Genomic DNA, 21,143 nt, shown 5'->3' on the forward strand with positions numbered 1-21,143 from the left:
ACCTAGTATAACTAAATACGTATATTTAAACTGAAACACCATTTTTGCCGGCGGAACTCTTCAAATACTGGGCAACTATGCCCTCAAGGTCATGCGTTTTACGGGTAATATCAGCCGTATCGGACTCTAAAACAGCGTTGCGCAATTGGTTGATAGCCTGTCTGACAGCTTCCTTCTCCGCCTGCAGTGTCTCATCACCATTTTTCGACAGCAACTCTTCGGTATTTGTAAGTACTACCTGAGCCTGTGCTGATGCATGATTGCGCTCAACGGCAACCCTTTCCGTATCCGCTTCTGCTTGAGCCTCATTGGCCAGTTTTTCCAATTCTTCTCTGCTCAAACCATTGGTGCGGATCAACTCTACTGTAGCTTTGTTACCGTCTTTGTCGAGAACATCACAGAAGAAAATACCATCCACGTCAATACTGAAATTCACCTCAAATTGCAGCGATTTAGCAGGCGCCAGATCCGGTAAAGGAATGGAAAAACGAGCAATTGACTTATTTTCCCAGGCTTCCTCCGACTCACCTTGAACAAGGTGTCCGCGTATCGCTGTCTGCCTATCGGAGTTATTGGTCAAAATGACTTTCTTGTTGAAAGGAATTACCGTGTTGCGCTTGAAGAGATTTACGACCTTACCATCAGGCTTTTCTATGCCCAATGACATTGGAATTACATCCAGAAGGAGTATCTCATCAAGTTCACCAGTAAGAATTCCACCTTGAACGGCCGCACCCATTGCCACTGCCTCGTCGGGATTGACGGCTCTTACAGGATCTTGATTGAACATATCTCGAATAAGTCGCTGCACCTGAGGTATGCGCGTAGTGCCACCGGCAAGAATGATGCTGTTAATGTCTGAGAAGGTTAATTTAGCGTCCGCTAAAGCCTTTTCTACAGGCGTCCTTGCCGATTCAACCAGATTCTTAGTAAGTTTTTCAAATTCGTCTATTTTCAATTCCGCTTCAAAGTTAATTGGCGAACCATCGGCACCAGTTGCCAAAAACGGTAATTGAATATTTGTTGAAGAACGACTGGACAACTCAATTTTTGCAGCCTCTGCAGCTTCTTTGATGCGTTGCAACGCAACAGGATTAGTTTCGGGATCATAGTGCAATTGAAACTTCAAACGTTCTTCGATCCATTTGCCTATGATTCTGTCAAAATCATCGCCACCCAGCTGGTTGTTACCGTTGGTTGACTTCACATGTAACACGCCTTCACTAATCTCTAAAATGGTAACGTCAAATGTGCCACCACCAAAGTCAAAGACAACTACTTTCGATGATGTATTGACCTTGTGCATGCCGTAAGTCAAAGCGCATGCGGTAGGTTCGTTGACTATGCGCACTACATCCAGTCCGGCAATTTGTCCTGCATCTCGTGTTGCCAATCTTTGTGCATCATCAAAGTATGCCGGAACCGTAATAATTGCCTTTTCCACGCGTTGCCCTAAGTAATCCTGGGCCTGCTTCTTGAGTTTTTGCAAAACATGCGCGGATATTTGCTCGGGTGAAAATGTCCTGTGGTCCATTTCCACTTTGTACTTGCTGCCCATATGGCGTTTAATTGACTGAATCGTCCTCTCCGGGTTCATTACGGCCTGGCGTTTAGCCAACTGCCCGACCAATTTTTCGCCGTCTTTGGTGAAAGCGACAACAGAAGGCGTTGTGTTATAGCCTTCCGAATTAGGTATAACAACGGCCCGCCCTTGCTCAACAACTGCAACACAAGAGTTAGTTGTTCCCAAATCAATACCGATTATTTTCTCAGCCATGCTGCCAGCCCCGCCTGCCCGATGAATTTATACCCAGGTCTAGGCTCTAATATTACGGATTCTTATAAAAGGTCCTTAACATGCCGCATAACCCTAAAAACGCCCATAAGAAGCTCCAGCAGACCTAAGAGTCGGCCGGAGCTGGGTGGTAGGGATAAAAACCTTTGCCTAAGACCCATTATAAAAACCAAGGGATAAGTTAGGAATTCAGAAAAACCCCAGCAGTTTATAGGGATAAAACCAGATCTTTAAAACGGGCGGATTTTACCCGGGAACATTAGCCGAAATATCCTCATCGTTAGCGTCGCATCCGCACCCCAAAATAGTAGGGCTAACCATGCAATTTATTAAACAGTTATCGCTAGCTGTGGTATTTATTGCCACAATCCATGTGGTCCTAGAACCTCTTAGCCGCGAAATGAATGGTGTCGTTGATTTGTCCGGCAGATTTATGCCGTTCAGTTTTGCAAATGCCGGAACCGTTCTTACTCTACCAGCATCAGCTGTTGGTTTTCTTGTCGATCCTGTAACACTTAAGATCAAAGGCATGATGACAGTCGAAGGTACATTGTTCGACACCCGTGGTAATCACCTTCATTTGCCGTCCGGCATATCTATCATCGCTACACAGCGCACGGCTCATCGCCGCGCTCGTTGCGCTTCAGGTTTCACACTCAGGTAAGACTCCGTTTGATCATTCGTATCGTCCGCGGTTGTGACGAATGTTGCGGCTGGGTGAGTTGATTGTAAGTTGCGTAGCTTAACAATTGCATATGATCGAGAAAGAATTCGTTTGTCAGGCGCATTTCTGGCATTATGAGCGCTAAAATTTTGGGATTGCAACTCAACGAGGTAGGTCATGGACAGAAGATTCCAGGGAAGACTCTTAGGACTATTAAGTTCAACCGTGCTTGTAAGCTCACTGGCAGCGCAAGCACAGGTTCCGTTACCGGGCACCACTCAGACATCTACAACTCCGGCGCAGAAGGATATTCTCACTGGGCAAATCAGACAGAATGTTGTCACGGCTGAAAAATTGCTTTCGCAGGGCAAATATTCCGATGCTGAAGATATGTTCCGTCAGATGCTCGTTAGCAATCCAACGGATATGGTGGCAACTGTCGGTCTTGGCATGGCTCTTGCCAAGCAGTTTAAGCTTGATGGCGCAGATGACATGTTGGATCGCGTATTAGCTGCCGATCCAAACAATGCAATTGCACACGCAGGCAAGGCTACAGTCGCCTTAAATCGTCTGCAATCATCATCCGGGTCTATTCGTTCACAGCGCGATCAAATTTTGCAATACGCTGAAGGCGAAGCAAAGCGTGCTTGCTCGTTGGCACCGGCTGATGCTGAATGTCACTACACATTAGGTGCGGTACTCAAGGAAGAAGGACGTCTTGACGAGGCTTCTTCTGAATTGCGTAATGCCATTAGCTTTGATCCTAACCATTCGTCAGCCTATGCTGCTTTGGGTAAGATTCAACTGGATCAAGGCAATATTCCACAAGCAACAGACAATTTACGCCGTGCTGTTGATTTGAATTCCGGCAATTCCAGTGCTCACTATGGACTGGGTGTTGCTTATTTGAAGCAAGGCATGATAGATGAAGCTTTGAAAGAGTTGAACATTTCACTTTATCAATTCCCGAATAGCGCACCTGTGCATTTAGCGATGGGACAGGCCTATCAAAAGCAAGGCAATGACGCTGCTGCTCTTAAAGAGTATCAATTGTCCATTTTGACCAAGCCGGAAAACGCTGAGCCTTATATGAATATGGCGCAGATTCATGAAACTCGTGGTGACTTGGAGTTGGCTTTGGCTGACTTGCGTTCAGGTCTTGCCCAGCTTCCATACAATGTCGATTTGCGCATGAACATTGCCGACGATTTGGTAAAGCTGGAAAAGGCTGATGATGCAATTAAGAGCTACCAGACAATTTTGAGCATGAGTCCAAATAACCCGCATGCAGTTAAGGGTTTGACGCAAGCTCTGACCATCAAGGCTCAAAAGGCCGCAGCTGGAGCATTGCTTGCTTCAAATGACTATGAGTCGGCTCTGAAGACTTTGGGCGAAGCTATGAAGCTCAACCCGAATGATATGGAATTGCGTTTGGCACAAGCTAAATTGATGTCGCTTGCCGGCACCAAGCTTGACTTGAGCCAACTACCGCAGCCGACAAATGACGGCGAGCGCATAGCTTACGCTGAAGCTCTAATGGCACAAGGTGAATACGATAAAGCGTCTTCAACCGTGTCAGATATCTTGAGCCGTCAAAGCGATCCGTTGCAAGTTCTGGCAGTAGCTGATTTGGCAACAATGATTGATGACCTGGACAATGCAGATGCTGCATTTAAAAAGGCTCAAACACTGGGTGCCAACGCTGACAGAGTAAGTCGTGGATTTGCTCAAGTATCAAAGCTCAGAGCACAAGCTGTTAACGATGTAAAAGTCGGCAACGAATTGCTCGTTAAAAAGCAATACGAAGGTGCAGCACAAAAATTCCGTGAAGCTATCGCCACCAATCCAAGATTGGTAGATGCTCACTTAGGCGCTGCCAAAGCTTTGGAAAAAATGCCGAAGCCTTCGCCTGCCGTACTTAACGAGTCAGCCCAGCAATACAAACTGTATCTTTCCTTGAAGCCACCTCTGACTTCCAAGGAACAACAGAAGATGCAAGATCTTATTGCTAGACTAAGCTCTAAGGCTGCCAAATTAGCGCAGCGCTAAAAAGAAAAGGGCGCATGCAATGCGCCCCTACGAAAACAAATGAGAAGGGTCGTCTGCAAAGACGGCTCTTCTTTTATGCAAAAGATTCTATACAGGAAATGCGGTTTCGATTTTCGGGAAATCAATTTCCGGCTGCACGGTCAAATTGAAGTAGTTGGTGAACTGATTGAGAGCAACTACTGCGATAATTTCTGCAATTTCCGCATCAGTAAAACCTGCTTCTTTCACTTGAGCAATGTCATCATCTTTCATTTCGGCGTCAGTTGTCACCATTTGGCGCACGAATTTTAAAGCGGCGTTCCACTTATCATTGTCCGATCGCTGATCCCGAGCTAATTTCAACTCTTGTTCCGTCATACCGATGGATTTTGCAATTGCCATGTGCGCAGACAAGCAATACTGGCAGACATTTATTTCAGCTACAGCAATGGCAATTAGTTCTCTCAATTTTGGCGGCAAAACCCCACCATCAAGAGCGCGACTGAAACTCATATAGCCTTCTAAGACAGCTGGTGAATTGGCCATATGCTGAAAAATATTCGGCACCTTGCCCAACTTCTTGTTGATGGCATCGTATATGTCCTTTACCTTGCCAGTGGCAGATTCAGGACTTATAGCGGCAATTCGACTCATGTTCAATTCCCCCCTATGGCTCTTTAGCCTTATGCCCAGCGCCGGGGAAATAGCAACTAATTCATTTCACGTAACTTAATACGCTTTCTTCTCTTCCAGCCCTTGCGGCTTTTCAGCTTGAAGCAGACGAAGGCTTTCAATTGATCAACTGTCAAATTACGAGCCAGTGTCTGCCATAGAACCTTTCTTGGCTTGCTCCTCACGCCGGCAGCCAGGTCGAAATACTCCAAGAGCTCAAGAGACTCTTCACGCCAAAGTAATTGCGCAAGCGCTAGTTTATCGAGACCTCTATTAGTAATTGCCGGCCACACTTCATAGGAATGTGGCTTGCCGTCTTTCAGACCAACGGCGATAAGACCCCAGCATTGAGGGACAATTTTGACCGCTTCTTCAACATGCCTTTCGTCGGCAACTAGGGTCATCTTTTCAAAGACCTTACCGTAATGCTCCTGCTGTCTAGGTAGACGCAGCAAATTATCAGCGGCCGACTTAATCTCATAGCCATGCAGCATGTCGTTTATAACAGCCACGTCGACTCTTACTTCACCGCGCAGAAGCTCTAATTCATCAACAACACGACTACCTGGTTTATCGCCAAGAATTTTGCGTATTTCTGTCTGGTAAAGCAAACGCCTTACATCCAGCTCTTTCATATTTGGTATATCTGCCGCCATTTGCAGCAAGGATATTACAAAACAATTGAACTGGCAAAACTAATTAACAGACTAGGACCAAGAGCGCTCTTCGGCTAGTTCGGTAATTTCACCAAGCTCACCTTCGAACACTCCGGTGACCGACTTTTTGATGGTGGCACAAATGGTATCCAAGGGTAAGTCATTGGCATCATCGCCAAAGGGCTGCTCAACTTCTTCAGCTAGAAGCTCAAGAGCAACTACGAAATAGGCTGAAGCCACAACGGCATAGACGGTCCAGTTGTCCAAGGTAGGCACTAAAAGCCAGGGCAGGAAAAGGAAGTAGAAGCAAAGCCCGCTCCATATAAGGAATTTGTATGAGCCGGCAATTGGCGATTTCAGAATACGCTCACTGGCGCCAAGTGCATCCATCAATGAACGAGCATGCCTGTCAATTTGCAGAAGCTCCAATCCATCTACGGCATTTGATTTACGCCATTCATGTAATTGCTGGTAGATAAGCCTGGCTATCTCTACAGGTTTATTATCACTGCTGTCTGCGACAAATTCAGTGTAAGGTGCATCTGCTGTAACTTCGCCGCCTCTTAGATGGTCCTTGAGCGCAAAAGCAAAGCTGGTTATTAAGCGGGAATAGCGGGCGCCCTCTTCAGCATTCGGCATAGCGTATTCGTAGCTCTTAATTGCCAAATTGCGCAGATCATTAACCAATTGTCCCCAGACTTTTCTGGCTTCCCACCAGCGATCGTAGGCGCTATTGGTTCGAAAAACCAAAAGCACACCCATAACCACAGAGGACATAAGAGCAGCATCAGCATCCAGGAGTTTCTTGGCTGGAAAGCCATGATCGTCCGTGTATTGCACGAAAAGGCTGTAGGCAACGACCACGGCCATGCAGAACCAAAAGGTCCTGCCACCTGGAACCAAATATTGAAATGCCAAACCAATCTTCTTCATGTTTGGAATTCTAGCAGAAGGTGACCTGACAGGTGCCTTATTGATAGGAGCCGCGAGAAGCGGTTACCAAGCTCAAGCTGGCGCCGGCTTTGACTATCTGGTCGATAGTGGACTTGTCCTTAGGCTTCTTGCTGTGAACAAGCTTGCCTATCAGGGAGTGTTTCTCAAGCAAGGAAAGCGTCGAGAATTCGCCATATACCGCTTGTTTGTCGGCAAAGGTTATCTTCTCCATACGGCGTCTAGCTATTCCGTCTGCCTTTGTATTGGATACAGCCTGATCATCGGCACCGATTACGAGTTCTTGTCCGGCACGCAATTTCACATACTTGCCATTGGACAAGACGGTAACTGCACCTATCGAACGCTCACCAAGGTTGCGCACCTTGAGTACGCCCTGCTGGTAGCCGACAAGGGCGATAACACCGCGGCCTACTGAGACAGTGCTATCCCAAATACTTACATCGATTGGTTTGTCGGCATTAACAAGCACTTCTCCGTTGTAGAGAACAACGTTCTGCTTGTTGGAGCCCATCTCAACCCAGCCGACATAACGCAGTGTTCCTTGTGGAACATCAAGAGACATAAGCTCTTGCGCTGCTTTGCCAACATTACCTGGCGACACGCTCGTATAGGCTACCGGCACAATCACGCCATCAGTATATGCATAGGAGATTGTGTCACCACGCATTGACGGATGAACGAAACCAATGTGGTTCTCGGAGCCAAGAGTGTGCAACAAGTGGTTGATGCTTGAGCGCATTCCTGGTGTCAGATTGTAGTTCTCACTGCTCAAGAGATTGGTCACAAACGGTGATGTTGTCGGATTGAAGTTGCTCGTATTTGAGCTCAATCCATCAACTGGACCCAGTTGTAGACCTGATCCATAGACAGTATCGGATGCACCGACACTAGCTATTTGCGAGCTGACAACATTCATTTCCAGACCCTGGGCGATATTCTGAGTTGAACTTTCGCCGTTGTGGGTGACATCGAATGTGTTGCTACCCATCAAGCTGGCAACAGTTACACCGCCGAACTGATCTTGTTTGATGCCCGCAGCTGAATTTCCAGCAACGTTGATGGTGCCATGTCCTGTTTGTACAGAGATAGGATCGCCACCGGCAATTACCGTCAGACTGCCTTGCTGCAAGGTGATTTGATGATCACCGGTGAGCATGAATATCGTACCCGGAGCAGCGAACACTACTGTTTTGTCATCACCAGGCAACACATATGGTTGTGATGGGTTGGTGACAATAATCCAAGCGCCGTTCTCTTCAGCTGTCTGCTCATTCATTTCGATGATGTCTGTGTACTCTTCGTTAGGACCATCAGGTACGCGACCTCTAGTTCTATCGGTTTCCACAGTGGCATTACCGGAAATGAATGGAGTTATCGGCTCGATATCTGCATATGGATCGGTAATTTGCAATTGAGTATTGCGAGGACCGATTTTCGGGAAGAATTGCGCACAGTTGACGAAATTACATCCGATAGCAGTGCCTAATCCAACAAAAGTGTTCCAATCCAAGTAGCCTGCTTGTTTATCCGCTAGGGTCAAATCTGAGTAGTTTAGATTACCCATATTTAGGTATTCCCCACCGAGTATCATCGCAAGTCCACCTGCCCCACCAATGTTGAGGTCGTGGTCAGGTCCAACGTGAATTCCCACTTTACCGGAGAAAAAGTCACTGGCGCTAGCCGTGATTTGGGTACCTGGATCCAACCAAATATCATATTCCGTAATGCTGCCATAGTTAGAAGTAGCCTTGGACAGATCTAGATAGATAATCCCACCAGTCGGCCCGCTCTTGCTATCCAACAAACCGTTAGCTTGGATACGAGTTTTCGATTTGTCCGGATCAGAATTTAAGCGTAGCGCTCCACTTAAGTAGATGTCGATGCGTCCGCCTTTTTCACCGTTGGCGAGAATGGCGCCTGCTGTTCCGTTTGTATCACCTGGTCTTAGAACGACGTTGAAGGTATCAGTTGTGGAAGTTTCGATACGGATATAACCGCCGTTACCACCAATACTGGATACATCGATACTGGCTCCATTGTCGTTAACCAAGGTAACAAGCAAGTGTTCACTTGGATCGATGATGGTTCCGCCGTTGGCTCCGTTGAAACCACGGGCATCGAGAAGTCCTACTGTAATGTTGCCCTTGGCGAACAAACTGATGGTGCCACCTTCATTACCTGCACCATACCCTTGAGACAAGAGTCTTGTGTTTGGTCCATAAATGTCGCCGCCATTAGCATTCAAGGTTATTGTTCCGCCGGATGTACCGCCGAAGAATGGATAACTCGATACATTGATGTTTGAACCAAAGGTCAAATCACCTCGTTGTGTCGTTATGGCAACAGTGCCACCACGTACACCCGAGATGAAGATCTCACCAGTCAAGCGTCTCATATCAACATTGACGCTCGTTCCAAAACCACCGCTATTGAATACGACATTATCGCCGGCAATAAGTGATCCACCGTTGGCGCCACCATCTATATTGATAGAACCAAAGAAGCCGGCATTGAATGTTGCATCGTCACCTACAAGGATGAACGATCTTCTGCCTGTCTGAATATCAATCGAGCCACCCAAGAGTGAAGCACTGATTGTCAGATCACCACCAGCAGCAAGAGTTGACCTTGCACCGGTTGTGATGTTGACGTCGCCGAACCAGTCGGCGTCAATTGTCATATTGTCGCCGGCAGCAAATATCGATCTGCGTCCAGTATTGATTTCGATAGAACCGAAATCTCCACCTTCGATACTCATATCATCGCCGGCAGCAAATACTGAACTTCTACCGGTGTTGATAGCAATTGATCTATCAGCATCGATATTCATATCGCGACCAGCAGCAAATATTGAGAGTCTGCCAGTGTTGATATCGATGTAACGGTCGGCATCAATGTTGATATCTCTGTCGGCACTTACTACTGATAGACGTCCAGTCTGAATGTCTATTGAACGATCAGAAGTCATGACCAGATCTCTGCGAGAAATCATCGCTGAAAGATCACCGGTTCTAACATCCATCGATCCACCGGCATTAAGGACTAGATTTTGTCCAGCTGTCATTACTGAGAGATCGCCGGTTCTGAGATCCAGGTGTCTACCAGCATTCAATACCAAGCTATCACCAGAATTCATCACTGAGAGATCGCCTGTTCTAACATCCATTGATCTACCGGCAGTCAATGTCAACTGGTCACCAGCTTCCATAACTGAAAGATCACCAGTTCTGACATCCGTGTTTCTACCGGCGCTAATGATTAAAGCGGCACCAGCGGTCATTGCTGACAAGTCGCCAGTTGTAACATCGACTGATCTGTCGGAATTGATAATCATGTTGCCGTCAGCAGTCATTGCTGAAAGATCACCAGTTGTGACATCAATTGATCCATCGGCATCAAGCTTCAGGTTTCCACCGACGGTCACGGCTGAAAGCTCAGAAATTGTAACGTCTATAGATTCACTAGCGTTAGCCGTCAGATTTCCATCAACGTTTACAGCCGACAGATTAGCAGTGGTGATACCTATTTCAGTTCCTGTAAGCACAGCATTACCGGAAACGGTAAGAAGTGAAACTTCACCCGTAGAGACATTGAGAGGTGCACCGTTGGCAGTGAGCGTTAAGTCATTGCCGACAGAGAACAATGTTGTATTACCGGTCATGAGGGTCAACGAACCATTGGTTACAGTGGCCGTTAAGTTATTGCCTACGTTAAAGAGCGACGTATTACCGGTCGATATGATCAAAGGACCATTGTTGCCAGTCAGAGTCGCATCATTACCTACATTGAATAACGAAGTATCACCAGTCGTGATGTTTGCCGAAGTGCCGGCATTAATCACAAGATTGCCGCCTGCAGAGAACAATGAAGTGTCGCCTGTGTGGATATCCACCAAACCATCTGCATTAAGCATCATGTCACCACCGGCTGTAAACAATGAAGTTTCACCAGTTGTTATCGTCAACGCATCACCGGAGCTTACGGTTATATCGTCACCTGCAAAAACTGTGGAGCCTTGTCCAGTAAGAATTGATACTGAACCGCCATCGGCAGCATTCATTGTTATGTCACCAAGAATGGCGCTCAAAGCCGAACCTTCATTCAATACAACAGACAAGGCAACATCATTGGTATCAAGAACAAAGTTGCCTGTAATAGCAGTCACTTTGGAATCTTCACCAAGTGTCAAAGATTCAGTAATGAACTGAATACTTGCACCTGTAACTGTTTGATTATTTAGAACACCAATTGCGCCGCCGGCTTCAACTCTTACGGTCGAACCAAACGAAGTAAGCAAGTCTACGGAATCATCTTCCAATATATAGACCGCACCAAGTGTTTGAAATTCAAGTTGATCGGCATTGATGTAGATAGGTTTAGCGTCTTCACCAATTGCACCAAAGCCAGATTTCAAACTGACTTTGTCAGCAATTAGCTTGCTGCCTGTTGTGTTCTTGATGCTTCCCAAGGAAGCAGCAGTGACTTGAATAGTGCCAATTGTTCCATTAGTTGCTGCAACTACGCCATCAATTGTGATGGTACCTGGGCTGAGCAGCTGACCAGTGGTGACCAGGCTAAAAGTCTTACCATCGCCAGCAGATGAAGGCTTCAGCGTTACATTACCGGCATTTGTCAAATAGACATTACCGGTGGTGTGGGCGTGCAGCTCGTCAGCATCCGTAGAGATAGCAGCGTTGCTCGCACCAATGTTGCCACTGACGGAGCTGAGCTTAACTACGTCGGCTTCAAGGATGCCAGTTTGGCGCGAAATATTACCAGCACCGTCAGCTTCTAATTGAATTAGATCAATAGCACCAAACAACGAATTATCGTCAACATCACCAGCAAGTGTAATCGAACCATTATTGATGGTCGACAACTTGAAGGTCTTGTTGCTTCCTGCAGATGATTCAAGGAGTGTGACGCTGCCGTCATTGCGGACGTAGACATCACCTTTTGTATTCATGCTGAGGTTATCGGCATCAGTATAGATGCGCTGATTGGAAGTACCAATTGTGCCGGTGCCCGATGTCAAATCAACACGTGTAGCAACGAGTACGCCGTTAACGCGGGTAATATCACCGGCGCCATTAGCATTCAAGTTAATTTTAGCGAGCACGCCCGATGAAGCAGTAACGCCACCATCGATTTTGATATCGCCGTTATTGGTTGTCACCAACTCATAGGTCTTGCCGTTGCCGGCTGTTCCTGCAAGCAATGTCACGTCACCGTTATTGCTTACATAAACGTTGCCGCCGGTGCTGGTTGCTTTCAATGTATCGGTCAAGGTTTTAACACGGGCACTCGATGTACCAATGTTGCCGCCGGCAACAACTAAGTTGACGTTCTTAGCATTGATCTCACCACTGGTGTACAACATATTGCCACTGTCGAGAATGGTTACGTTGACGGTATCAATACGCGAAGTTGCAGAATTGATATTGCCATCGAATGTGACATTGCCTCTGTTGGTCAAGTCAAATATGTTGTTCTGACCAGCTGTTGAAGCCTTGATTACAACGTTACCTTCGTTATGTAGGTATACTACGCCCTTGCTTGTAGTCTTAATCAGACCGGTCGCCATGATGATGCGCTTTAGAGGATCGCCAATATCACCATTTTGAGTGTTCAATTCAACAGATGTACTCGTTAGAATTCCATCGGTCTGAATAATGTCACCATTGTTTCCGGTCGTGAGCTTAGTCAAACCAGTAACGTTCAGGTGATTACCCAAAGTAATATTACCGTTGCTTCCAGCAGCTTGAAGCTCCAACCCTGCTCCGGCCGTCAGGATACCTGTCGTCACGATGTTGCTGCTTGAACCTGTGGTGGTAGCTTTGAGCAAGAAAGTGGTTGTGAAAGTGCCCAGTGAAATATTACCGGTATTAGATAGGATGAGGCTTTCACCTGTGCCAGTAATACTCAAGTCGCTAGAAGTATTGATGATTCTTACACCGCCCGTTGAGCTGACGATAATTGCGCTTGTCTTGGTGACAAGTCCACCAGCTCCGCCATTGATACCACCGGTATAAGCCAATAAGTTAAGCGATGGAGCCTGCAGCGTTTTACCAGCTGTCTGCGTTATAGCGCCGTTACTTCCTGATGCCCAGATGTAGCTGGGTGAACCTGCTGTTACGTTGGAAAGCAATGCAACTGTGCCGCCATCTACTGTAATTAGTTTGACAAAGCCTGTCGCAGTCAAATTGCCGGCTACGTTAATGTTGCCATTTTGAACAAACATCAAGTTGGTGCCACTCCATGGTCCTACATTGATGGAGTGGGCAGCATTTGAGTTGAACAAATAAGCGCTGCCTGTTGTGGTGAAGGTTATGTTGTTTGCAATTGAATAAATTGGTCTTTGTTCAGTACCAAAATTCCCGGAACCGGAAACCATCTCCAATGTCGGGGTGGAGATAATGCTGTCGATTTGCGTTATGTTGCCGGCACCAGAAACAGTCAATTTCACTTTATTGCCTGCAGTACTTGTGGTCGACAAGTTCTTGCCCAATTCAATGTTGTTGCCGTTTTGTGCGGTCAAATTGATACTGCCAGTTGCATAAACTGGTCCTGTAACTTCAATCTTGCCATTAGCAGTTAAATTCAAGGTGCCTGCAGTTGATGGCAGATTTGCCGTGGTGCCAAGTTTGACACCGCCGGTCATCGTGAAGTTTGCAGTGCCTGTTGTACCAATAACTAATTGTCCGGCGTTGCTGGAATTCACATTGATACCACCTGTACCGGCATAGACACCTAGCATTGGCGCATTCAAGGTATTAACAGAAACAGATGAATTAGCAGCCGCTGCCCATAGGGTTATGGAATTGCTTCTGCTCAAAGACGTCATCGAGATATTGCCGTTGTTGGACACCAATACCAAGTTCGGTGCAATCAATTTGGAGATGCCGTTATTATCGTTTGTGATTGAGTTGCCTTGTATTAGGTATAGCGAACCCTGCGTACCTAAAGTCGTAACGTTAGCTTTAACCCAAACGTTAGAGATACTCTTAAAGACACCGGCAACTGTGGTTACTGGTCCATTAATAGTCAAATCACCAGCAGTTGCATCAATTTGTATGCCAGAAGCATAGGATTCAAGCAGCGAAACACTACTGGCTGAGTTAGAGATGTAGGCTAGACCATTTGTCCTAACTGACAAAACAGCGGCATTCATCATGATTGGGTTTATTGACTGACCGAAACTGCCATTTGATGAGAACAAGTTGGCAGCGCCTGTGGTTATAAGCCCAGTACCTACGTTGCCATCAGAAATTAGATATACGGTTCCCGGAGCAATCATATTGCCACCAGTTGTGGTAGTGACCGTATTCAGTCCGATGGTGCCTGCTCTATCAGTTCCTGTATGAGCTTGTGCAAAGACTAACGACGTTTTGCTAGATCCCAATGAGACATTATTGAGTTCAATATTGCCGCCTGTCGATGTACCACCACCAATAACCATCCATGTTTGTTGGTTGGCGCCGGTACCGTAATTCAATGTAGCGGCATAATCACCAGCAGCCACAATGATTTGACCATTTGGTCTAGTGGCGCTTGTGCCCGCATCGATCTTTGCGCTAAGCGGTGCGTTGCTTGCAGTTATGTCACCGGAAGCCAAAATTATGAGATCACCAGGAGCATTGTAGGTAGAACCACCGGCAAAAAGGTTGGTTGATCCAGTTGATAGATCAAGACTGCCGCTGCCGTTTTTAATAACAGTTACCCCTGTTGTTGCAAGTACTTTGCCCAATCCGCCGCCGATGTTCAAACCGTAGTTTGTATTCCAGCTTAGACGTCCAAAGACAACCGGCTTAATTAGGTAATTGACACCATTTTGTTGTGTCAAGAAAGTGACCGATCCGCCGGCTACTGTTGCTTGGTTGATGTTCGGTCCGGCTGGTCCACCTGTTACCGTGACGGTCGGAGACTGAACAAATACCGAACCACCTCTGCCCAGATTAGCAAATGCCGTGTATTGATATTGACTTGTCTGCACAAGCGTCAGAGACTGTCCGCCAAGCGCATTGATAACACCATTAACTGTGACGCTTGTTCCGGCAACTAGGTTGATGTTGCCGCCATTAGACACTGGTCCTTGACCTAGGGTTCCTGCTCCACCGTATGTCGAAACACTTCCGCCTGTCGGCATTGGTGTGGTTGGGAATGGTGAACACAAGAAGCATGGATTGACATTCGATCCTGTTCCACTCGTGCTGACAAAGTCACCACCTGTAAAACTAGGTACAACAATGTTAGCTGCAGCGGCGAGGAAACTTATAGATGTTTGCGTTACTGCATTGTCGATGACCAACGTAGAGGTAACACCTGAAACACCAAAGTGGGTTTCATAGCCGGTTGTGCTGCCGTGATCATCTATATAGAAGCTCATTCCATTAATAGGTACAATTCCGCCGCCGGAGATTAGATCGCGTGCATCTTTGTACAAAGTCGTAGCAACGGTTATATCGTCAACGGTTATGCCCAGTCCCAAACCGGTTCCAACACTATACTGCCCACCGTTTAGGATAGCGTTCAAACTTAGTCCAAAGTAGGTTGAGCCAGCACCATTAGAACCGTTCAAACCGTTCTGTCCAGGAGATCCGGGAAGTCCGCCGGTGTTACCGTAGCTGACGATATCGCCGTTAACAGTAATGCTGCCATTGCGAGCAAGCACGTCTATGTCGCCACCGTCACCGCCATTGCCACCCATGCCGCCATTTCCGCCAAAGCCACCAAGTCCGCCATCAGATCCGACATTGCCTATGCTAAAGCCAAGTGTCGCATTGACAGTGACGCCTGTTCCGGATGGCTGACCGTTCATACCGGCATCACCCATGAAGCCGACACCACTCGAGCCGCCGTTGCCGCCGTTGCCACCATTACCACCGGCTCCGCCACCGCCACCGGCACCACCTGTGGTGTTGAGGGCTTTAGTTGTGCCACCAGCACCAACAGTTACGTTGCCCAATTCAGAACTTATGAAAATACGTCCACCGGCACCGCCGGCACCACCGACTCCGCCAGGAGCCACAAAACCACCGGTTCCGCCAGTTCCGCCGCTTCCGCCAACTACTGCGCCGCCGCCATTAGAACCACCGTTGCCGTTGCCGCCGTTGCCGGAGCCACCGCCGGTACCACCGTTACCGCCAGAAGCAGTGATATTTCCTGTTAGAGAAATATTGGTCGTACCTGTAATTTTGAATTTACCACCGTTGCCGCCATTGCCGCCGAAGCCACCAGCTCCTGCACTACCGCCATCCCCACCGTTGCCGCCGGAACCACCATATAAGAAGGTATCTGCGCCGCCGCCGGATGCACCACCATTGGCGCCATTGCCGCCTGCACCGCCATTGCCACCATTGCCACCCATGGCGCTGAAGTTTACGCCGCCTATGGTCGTTGAGCTGGTGAGTGTTACGGTAGAACCATTACCACCGAGTCCGCCTCCGGAACCGGATCCGCCGATACCGGCATTGCCGCCGTTACCGCCGCTACCACTCACAATTCCGCCCGTACCACCGACGCCATTACCACCGGTTCCACCGACTCCGCCCCAATTACCGTTGCCGCCTTGTCCACCGTTAGCAGTAATCGTCGTGACATTAATTGCATTAGCTGTGATATTTATGTTTCCTGCGTGGCTGCCATTACCACCTTTTGCGGCATTGCCGCCATCTCCTGCAGCACCAGCATTACCACCGTCACCGCTGGCACCGGCACCATAAGCTGTACCACCGCTGCCGCCATTGCCACCATTGCCGCCGTTACCGCCGCCACCACCAATACCACCGACGTTGCCATTGGTATTGAGATTAGTCGCAGTGACCGTTCCGCCAGAAGTTATATTAATAATGCCGCTGATACCGGCATTGCCACCTGTACCACCATTGCCGCCATCACCACCCGCAGCGCCGTGACCGGCGTCCCCGGCGTTGGACGCAACATATGAGTCGCCACCATTACCACCGTTACCGCCTTTGCCACCATTACCACCAGCGCCACCATTGCCACCGGCTCCGCCGTAAAGCGCGACGTTGGTTAAATTGACATTTCCACCGGCATTAATTGTTAGGTTGCCACCATTGCCGCCATTACCGCCACTGCCGCCGTTGCCGCCGTTGCTACCGGCTAAACCGCTGCCGCCGTCAGAGTAGGCGCCACCATTACCACCATTGTTACCGTTTAGACCATTGAAACCTGCAAAACCAGTTGCACCCAATCCGCCCACAGCTTCAATTCCGCCTGTCGTTACGGTGCCTGAAGCAGTAATCGTGACATTACCGGCATTGAAACCATTTTGACCAGAAAATTGTCCATTGAGACCAGTAGTCTTAATAGATCCGGTCGTTACGTTGCCTGAATTGCTGCTTCCAGCGTTGGCAGTCAAAGTAATGTTCTTGCCCACAGTTTGCAGGTTCAGCCCACCCAACTCAATGTCTCCACCAGTTGTGCTTGCACCGGTAATGTTGTATGTCGGTGTCGCACCGCTGCTGTTGCCTTGGTTGCCTGTTGGCGTGCTGAAAGTTACGCCTGCGGCAATGGTCAAACTACCGAAATTGCCATAACCAATACTCAACGTTTGTCCGCTAGGACCAGATACTGTTACGTCCTTTCCGGACAAGAAAACCCAATCTTGTCCTGGAGCATTTGTTACTTGGGTGAGAATTGACGGTGTGATATTCAGATTGTTATTTCTGTCCCAGAAAATCGGGTCACCGGTTAGATTCAAGTTAGCTAGATCAAAATCGCCTTCGTTGACACCAGCATAAGCAGCGCCGCCTGTGATACTGACTGGTCCGGCGATACTATTTGCATCCACATATACATCGCCATCAGGGCTTGTGAAGCTAACCGATGAACCGGATATGTCGCCACCAATCAAATTAAGCAAAGCTTTGGTTACGTAATCGTTGTTAGCATCTTTGATTGAACCCAAAGTGCTGAAAGAAACAACATCCTTTGCGCGAATCTGACCAAGCATGTTTTGAATATCGAGATTCGTTCCAGCAAGATTGTGCACGGAAAGGCTTCCGTTTAAAGCTTGCATGATGCCTGAGTTCATGACTGAAGCGGTGGCTAATTGCAAATTACCCTGCATAGCAGCAATTGTTCCGCTGTTGATGATGCTGGCTGCTTGCAACGTAGCATTTTGAATTGCAGACAAAATGCCGGAGTTGGTTATGCTACCGCCTGCTTGCATGGCCAAATTACCGGCAGAAGATATGGTGCCGGTGTTAACTATGTTATTGAGGGCCGTAAAAGACAAACTGAAGTTGCTGACCAACGAGGACACATCCAAATTGAGTCCAGGAATTCCCCCCTGGGGAATAATGGATGTGATCAAGCTGTTGTTATATATATTGTTGGCGGAAAATGCACCTATCGTGACGCTCGGGTTTGTTGAATACGCGTAAATTGAACCATTGTTGGTGATGTTGCCATTTACGTTGACGCCGCTAGCAAAGTTCGCAAAGTCGATAGCCATTGTCTGTCCATGATCGACAGAAAGATTTGTTATTGGTGCGTTTCCGCCCACGGGTCCAGCATTCAACTGATCCGGAGTTAGCTGTGTAGTGCTAACTGATACGGGAGGCTCGCCTTCAGCAAATGCATAAGGAGACAATATGGTCGCCGCCACAAATGCCAATGTACTTAAACCAGCCAGCAATTTTCTTGCTTTAACTGTCAGTAGCTTGTTATTCATTTATATGATTTCCCGTCGTCACGTCAATTCTGTTTCCAAGAAGTCCTGCGCGCCAACCGTCGGCACTTTTTGGAAGTCAAGAGTATAACATCTTGACAGACACCTTGAAATCCTTATAACCATTAATATCTGCTAGTTTTGGGGGGGTAATACGAAGGACAATGAGACTTTTTAATATTCAAAATTGAACTTTTTGGCCCCCAATTACGTATTAGATATGTAGAGCAAACGTCTCTAACTCATAGAGGGAGATTGAAAATGAGAATTGTAAACTTACTAGCAGCCTCAGTCGTAACAATTGCCGCAGCAATCCCCGCAATCGCCGACGAGGCAACGATTGCGCGCTGTCCGATGGGCGCAGGACACGGACGAATGCACGGTGAGTGCGACAAATTCAGACGACTTGATCTAACAGACGAGCAAAACGAGAAGCTTTATCAGCTCAAGGAAAAATTTGCCGACCAGATAGGCACAACCAAAGTTGAGATCAAAAAAGAGCGCAGAAAGATGCGAGATCTTTTAACCCAGCCAACAATCGACCGCAAAGCTGTGGAAATTACGCAAGGCAAAATAAACAGCCTAAAAACAAGTCTCTGCAATGCCAAAGTATCCTTCAAGTTAGACGCCAGTGAAATCCTCACAGCCGAACAGCGTAAACAACTGCGCTACGGATCTTTTGGCTCCGGCTGGGGTAAGGCAGGCACAAAAGTAAGTGATTCCGACACTGAGTTCATACTTTTAAGTCTCCTACCAGATGCTGATTCAGACATCGACAACGACCTCAACTAAGCATTAACAGTCAATCCTGCGAGGTAGCGGCACTGTCGCTACCTCGTCTTGTATCAGTCTCTTTGCAAAATTCCTGAAAGCGTTAGTGAAAATGCCCACTGGGTAAGAAATTTTGGGCATGTCCGTAGGGAGAAAAAACATGCAAGGCAATTTGTTTCAAAGCATATTTCTGACGGTAATATTGAGCACCAGCGCATCTTACGCTGCCATACAAAAAATTCCACCGCATGCGAAATTACAATCAACTGCAACAAATATCGCATCTGTTAAGGACCTCAATTGGCTAAAAGGGAATTGGACAGCCAAGGGCACTAAAGGCTCCGTACAAATCCAGACAACGCCAGTAGGCGACGATAAGTACATCTACATGACTTTCATGGATGACAAAAATGCTGCCGGCGAATTGCAAGTAATTGGCTGGAGCCCAAAAGCAAAGACTGTTATTTCCTGGAGTTATGACAGTGACGGCGGATTCGGCAAAAGTCTTTGGAAAAAAGACGGCAACGACATTGTGGTCAAATCAATTGCCGGTCATCCGTCAGGAAGAAAGGGGATGGCCAGATATCGCCTGCATAAAATTGACGACAACAGTTTCAGCTGGAAATCAACCATGAGATCCTACGACGGCAAAAGAATTCCTGATACGCAAGAAGTAATTGTGACTCGCACACAATAGCTCACAGAGAAACACGCGGAATACCGGCGGAGACACCCCATGATCACAAGAGAAAAATTTGCAAGAGAAAAATTCGCAAATGCAATGATAGTTGCTTTAGCACTCACACTTAGTCTTACCCAATTAGCCTACACCAGAGGCGGCGGCGGCGGACACGGCGGTGGTGGTTATGGCGGTGGCCGCGGTGGTGACGGCTTTCGCGATGGCGGCTTTCGCGACGGGGGCGACAGAGGTTCTGATCGCGGCGACGGCGGGGACGATGGGCGTGGATTCGGACGCAACTTCGGTGATAATTTCGGACGCATTGATGATGCTGATGCCTTGCAAGGTCGCATGGACAGAACGCCTGATGACTTAGCACGCGATGATGCCGAATTGGACAGAGAAGCAAATCATCTTTGGAATCAGCCCATGGATAGTCAAAGATCGATGGCTACTGATGGCGGCTTCGGGCGCATAGCAGGCGACGATGCGCGCAGTATGATTCCAGAAGGAAATAAGACGCAAGCCATATCGCAAAGCACGTTGTCCAATCGCGGCAATTCTGTGAGAAATGCCTTTAACAACAACAATGCCTTTGGCAGAAACTGGTGGAACAACCGTGATGGTCTCTGGTACGGTCCCTGGCTCGATGATGGTTGGGGCTGGGGCTATACAGGTTGGGACGGACTCTCCGGATTCTGGGGAGATGACTATTCTGATGCTCCGGTTGAATACGACTACGGCAACAACATTACTTATCAGGGCAATGATGTTTACTATGGCAGCCAAGACGTAGGAACAGCAGAACAGTACTATGATGAAGCTTACGCGCTTGCTCAAACAACACCAATTTACTCGGCTACAAATCCACAACAAAAAGCACAAATGACCAAATCAAACTGGAAACCGATGGGCGTATTCTCACTTGTACAGGGCAACCAAACTGACTCTACTGAACTATTTCAAATTGCCGTCGGCAAAGACTATTCTATTCACGGAAATTACTACAACACACTAACCAACACAACAAAACAAATTTCCGGCGCAGTCGATAAAAAGACCAAGCGCGCAGCCTGGACAATTGACGGTTCTAAGGATGTTGTCTACGACACGGGTGTAGCCAACTTGATGAAGGCAGAAAGCCCAATACTTGTTCACTTCGGCAAAAACAAAACAGAGCAATTTGAACTTGTGAGACTCAAACAAAACCAGGCCAAAGTATAAAT

General features: G+C 47.6%; 10 protein-coding genes. 5 read left to right on the top strand and 5 right to left on the bottom strand.

Annotation, left to right across the window (positions count from 1 at the left end; all coding sequences use genetic code 11):
• Nucleotides 1-25: 25 nt before the first annotated feature.
• Nucleotides 26-1,777, bottom strand: a complete 1,752-nt coding sequence (gene dnaK / locus K2Y22_00715; protein ID MBX9876955.1) for a molecular chaperone DnaK — start codon at nt 1,775-1,777, stop codon at nt 26-28.
• 337 nt (nt 1,778-2,114) lie between these two features.
• On the opposite strand from dnaK, the gene K2Y22_00720 reads away from it, so the two are divergent.
• Entirely contained in the window at nt 2,115-2,459 is a 345-nt protein-coding gene (locus K2Y22_00720) for a hypothetical protein (protein ID MBX9876956.1), read from the top strand.
• Between the two features lie 177 nt (nt 2,460-2,636).
• Nucleotides 2,637-4,508 (top strand): tetratricopeptide repeat protein, encoded by a 1,872-nt coding sequence (locus K2Y22_00725; protein MBX9876957.1) that lies wholly within the window; start codon nt 2,637-2,639, stop codon nt 4,506-4,508.
• 87 nt (nt 4,509-4,595) lie between these two features.
• Here K2Y22_00725 and K2Y22_00730 read toward each other — a convergent pair whose 3' ends face one another.
• The 4 genes from K2Y22_00730 to K2Y22_00745 all read right to left on the bottom strand — a co-directional run bounded on the left by K2Y22_00730 (nt 4,596) and on the right by K2Y22_00745 (nt 18,470).
• Nucleotides 4,596-5,141, bottom strand: coding sequence for a peroxidase-related enzyme (locus tag K2Y22_00730; GenBank protein MBX9876958.1), 546 nt, complete (start codon nt 5,139-5,141; stop codon nt 4,596-4,598).
• Nucleotides 5,142-5,197: 56 nt separating this feature from the next.
• Nucleotides 5,198-5,794, bottom strand: a complete 597-nt coding sequence (locus K2Y22_00735; GenBank protein ID MBX9876959.1) for a sce7726 family protein — start codon at nt 5,792-5,794, stop codon at nt 5,198-5,200.
• A 72-nt stretch (nt 5,795-5,866) separates the two neighbouring features.
• Nucleotides 5,867-6,748, bottom strand: a complete 882-nt coding sequence (locus K2Y22_00740; GenBank protein ID MBX9876960.1) for a hypothetical protein — start codon at nt 6,746-6,748, stop codon at nt 5,867-5,869.
• Nucleotides 6,749-6,785: 37 nt separating this feature from the next.
• Nucleotides 6,786-18,470 (bottom strand): hypothetical protein, encoded by an 11,685-nt coding sequence (locus K2Y22_00745; protein MBX9876961.1) that lies wholly within the window; start codon nt 18,468-18,470, stop codon nt 6,786-6,788.
• 258 nt (nt 18,471-18,728) lie between these two features.
• On the opposite strand from K2Y22_00745, the gene K2Y22_00750 reads away from it, so the two are divergent.
• The 3 genes from K2Y22_00750 (at nt 18,729) to K2Y22_00760 (ending at nt 21,141) form a co-directional block, all read left to right on the top strand.
• Nucleotides 18,729-19,259: a Spy/CpxP family protein refolding chaperone gene (locus K2Y22_00750; GenBank protein ID MBX9876962.1), complete on the top strand. Its 531-nt coding sequence runs from the start codon at nt 18,729-18,731 to the stop codon at nt 19,257-19,259.
• A 118-nt stretch (nt 19,260-19,377) separates the two neighbouring features.
• Nucleotides 19,378-19,935: a hypothetical protein gene (locus K2Y22_00755; protein ID MBX9876963.1), complete on the top strand. Its 558-nt coding sequence runs from the start codon at nt 19,378-19,380 to the stop codon at nt 19,933-19,935.
• A 39-nt stretch (nt 19,936-19,974) separates the two neighbouring features.
• Nucleotides 19,975-21,141, top strand: a complete 1,167-nt coding sequence (locus K2Y22_00760; GenBank protein ID MBX9876964.1) for a hypothetical protein — start codon at nt 19,975-19,977, stop codon at nt 21,139-21,141.
• Nucleotides 21,142-21,143 lie beyond the last annotated feature (2 nt).

This window comes from Candidatus Obscuribacterales bacterium, assembly GCA_019744775.1.
Classification (GTDB): Bacteria; Cyanobacteriota; Vampirovibrionia; order Obscuribacterales; family Obscuribacteraceae; genus SBAT01.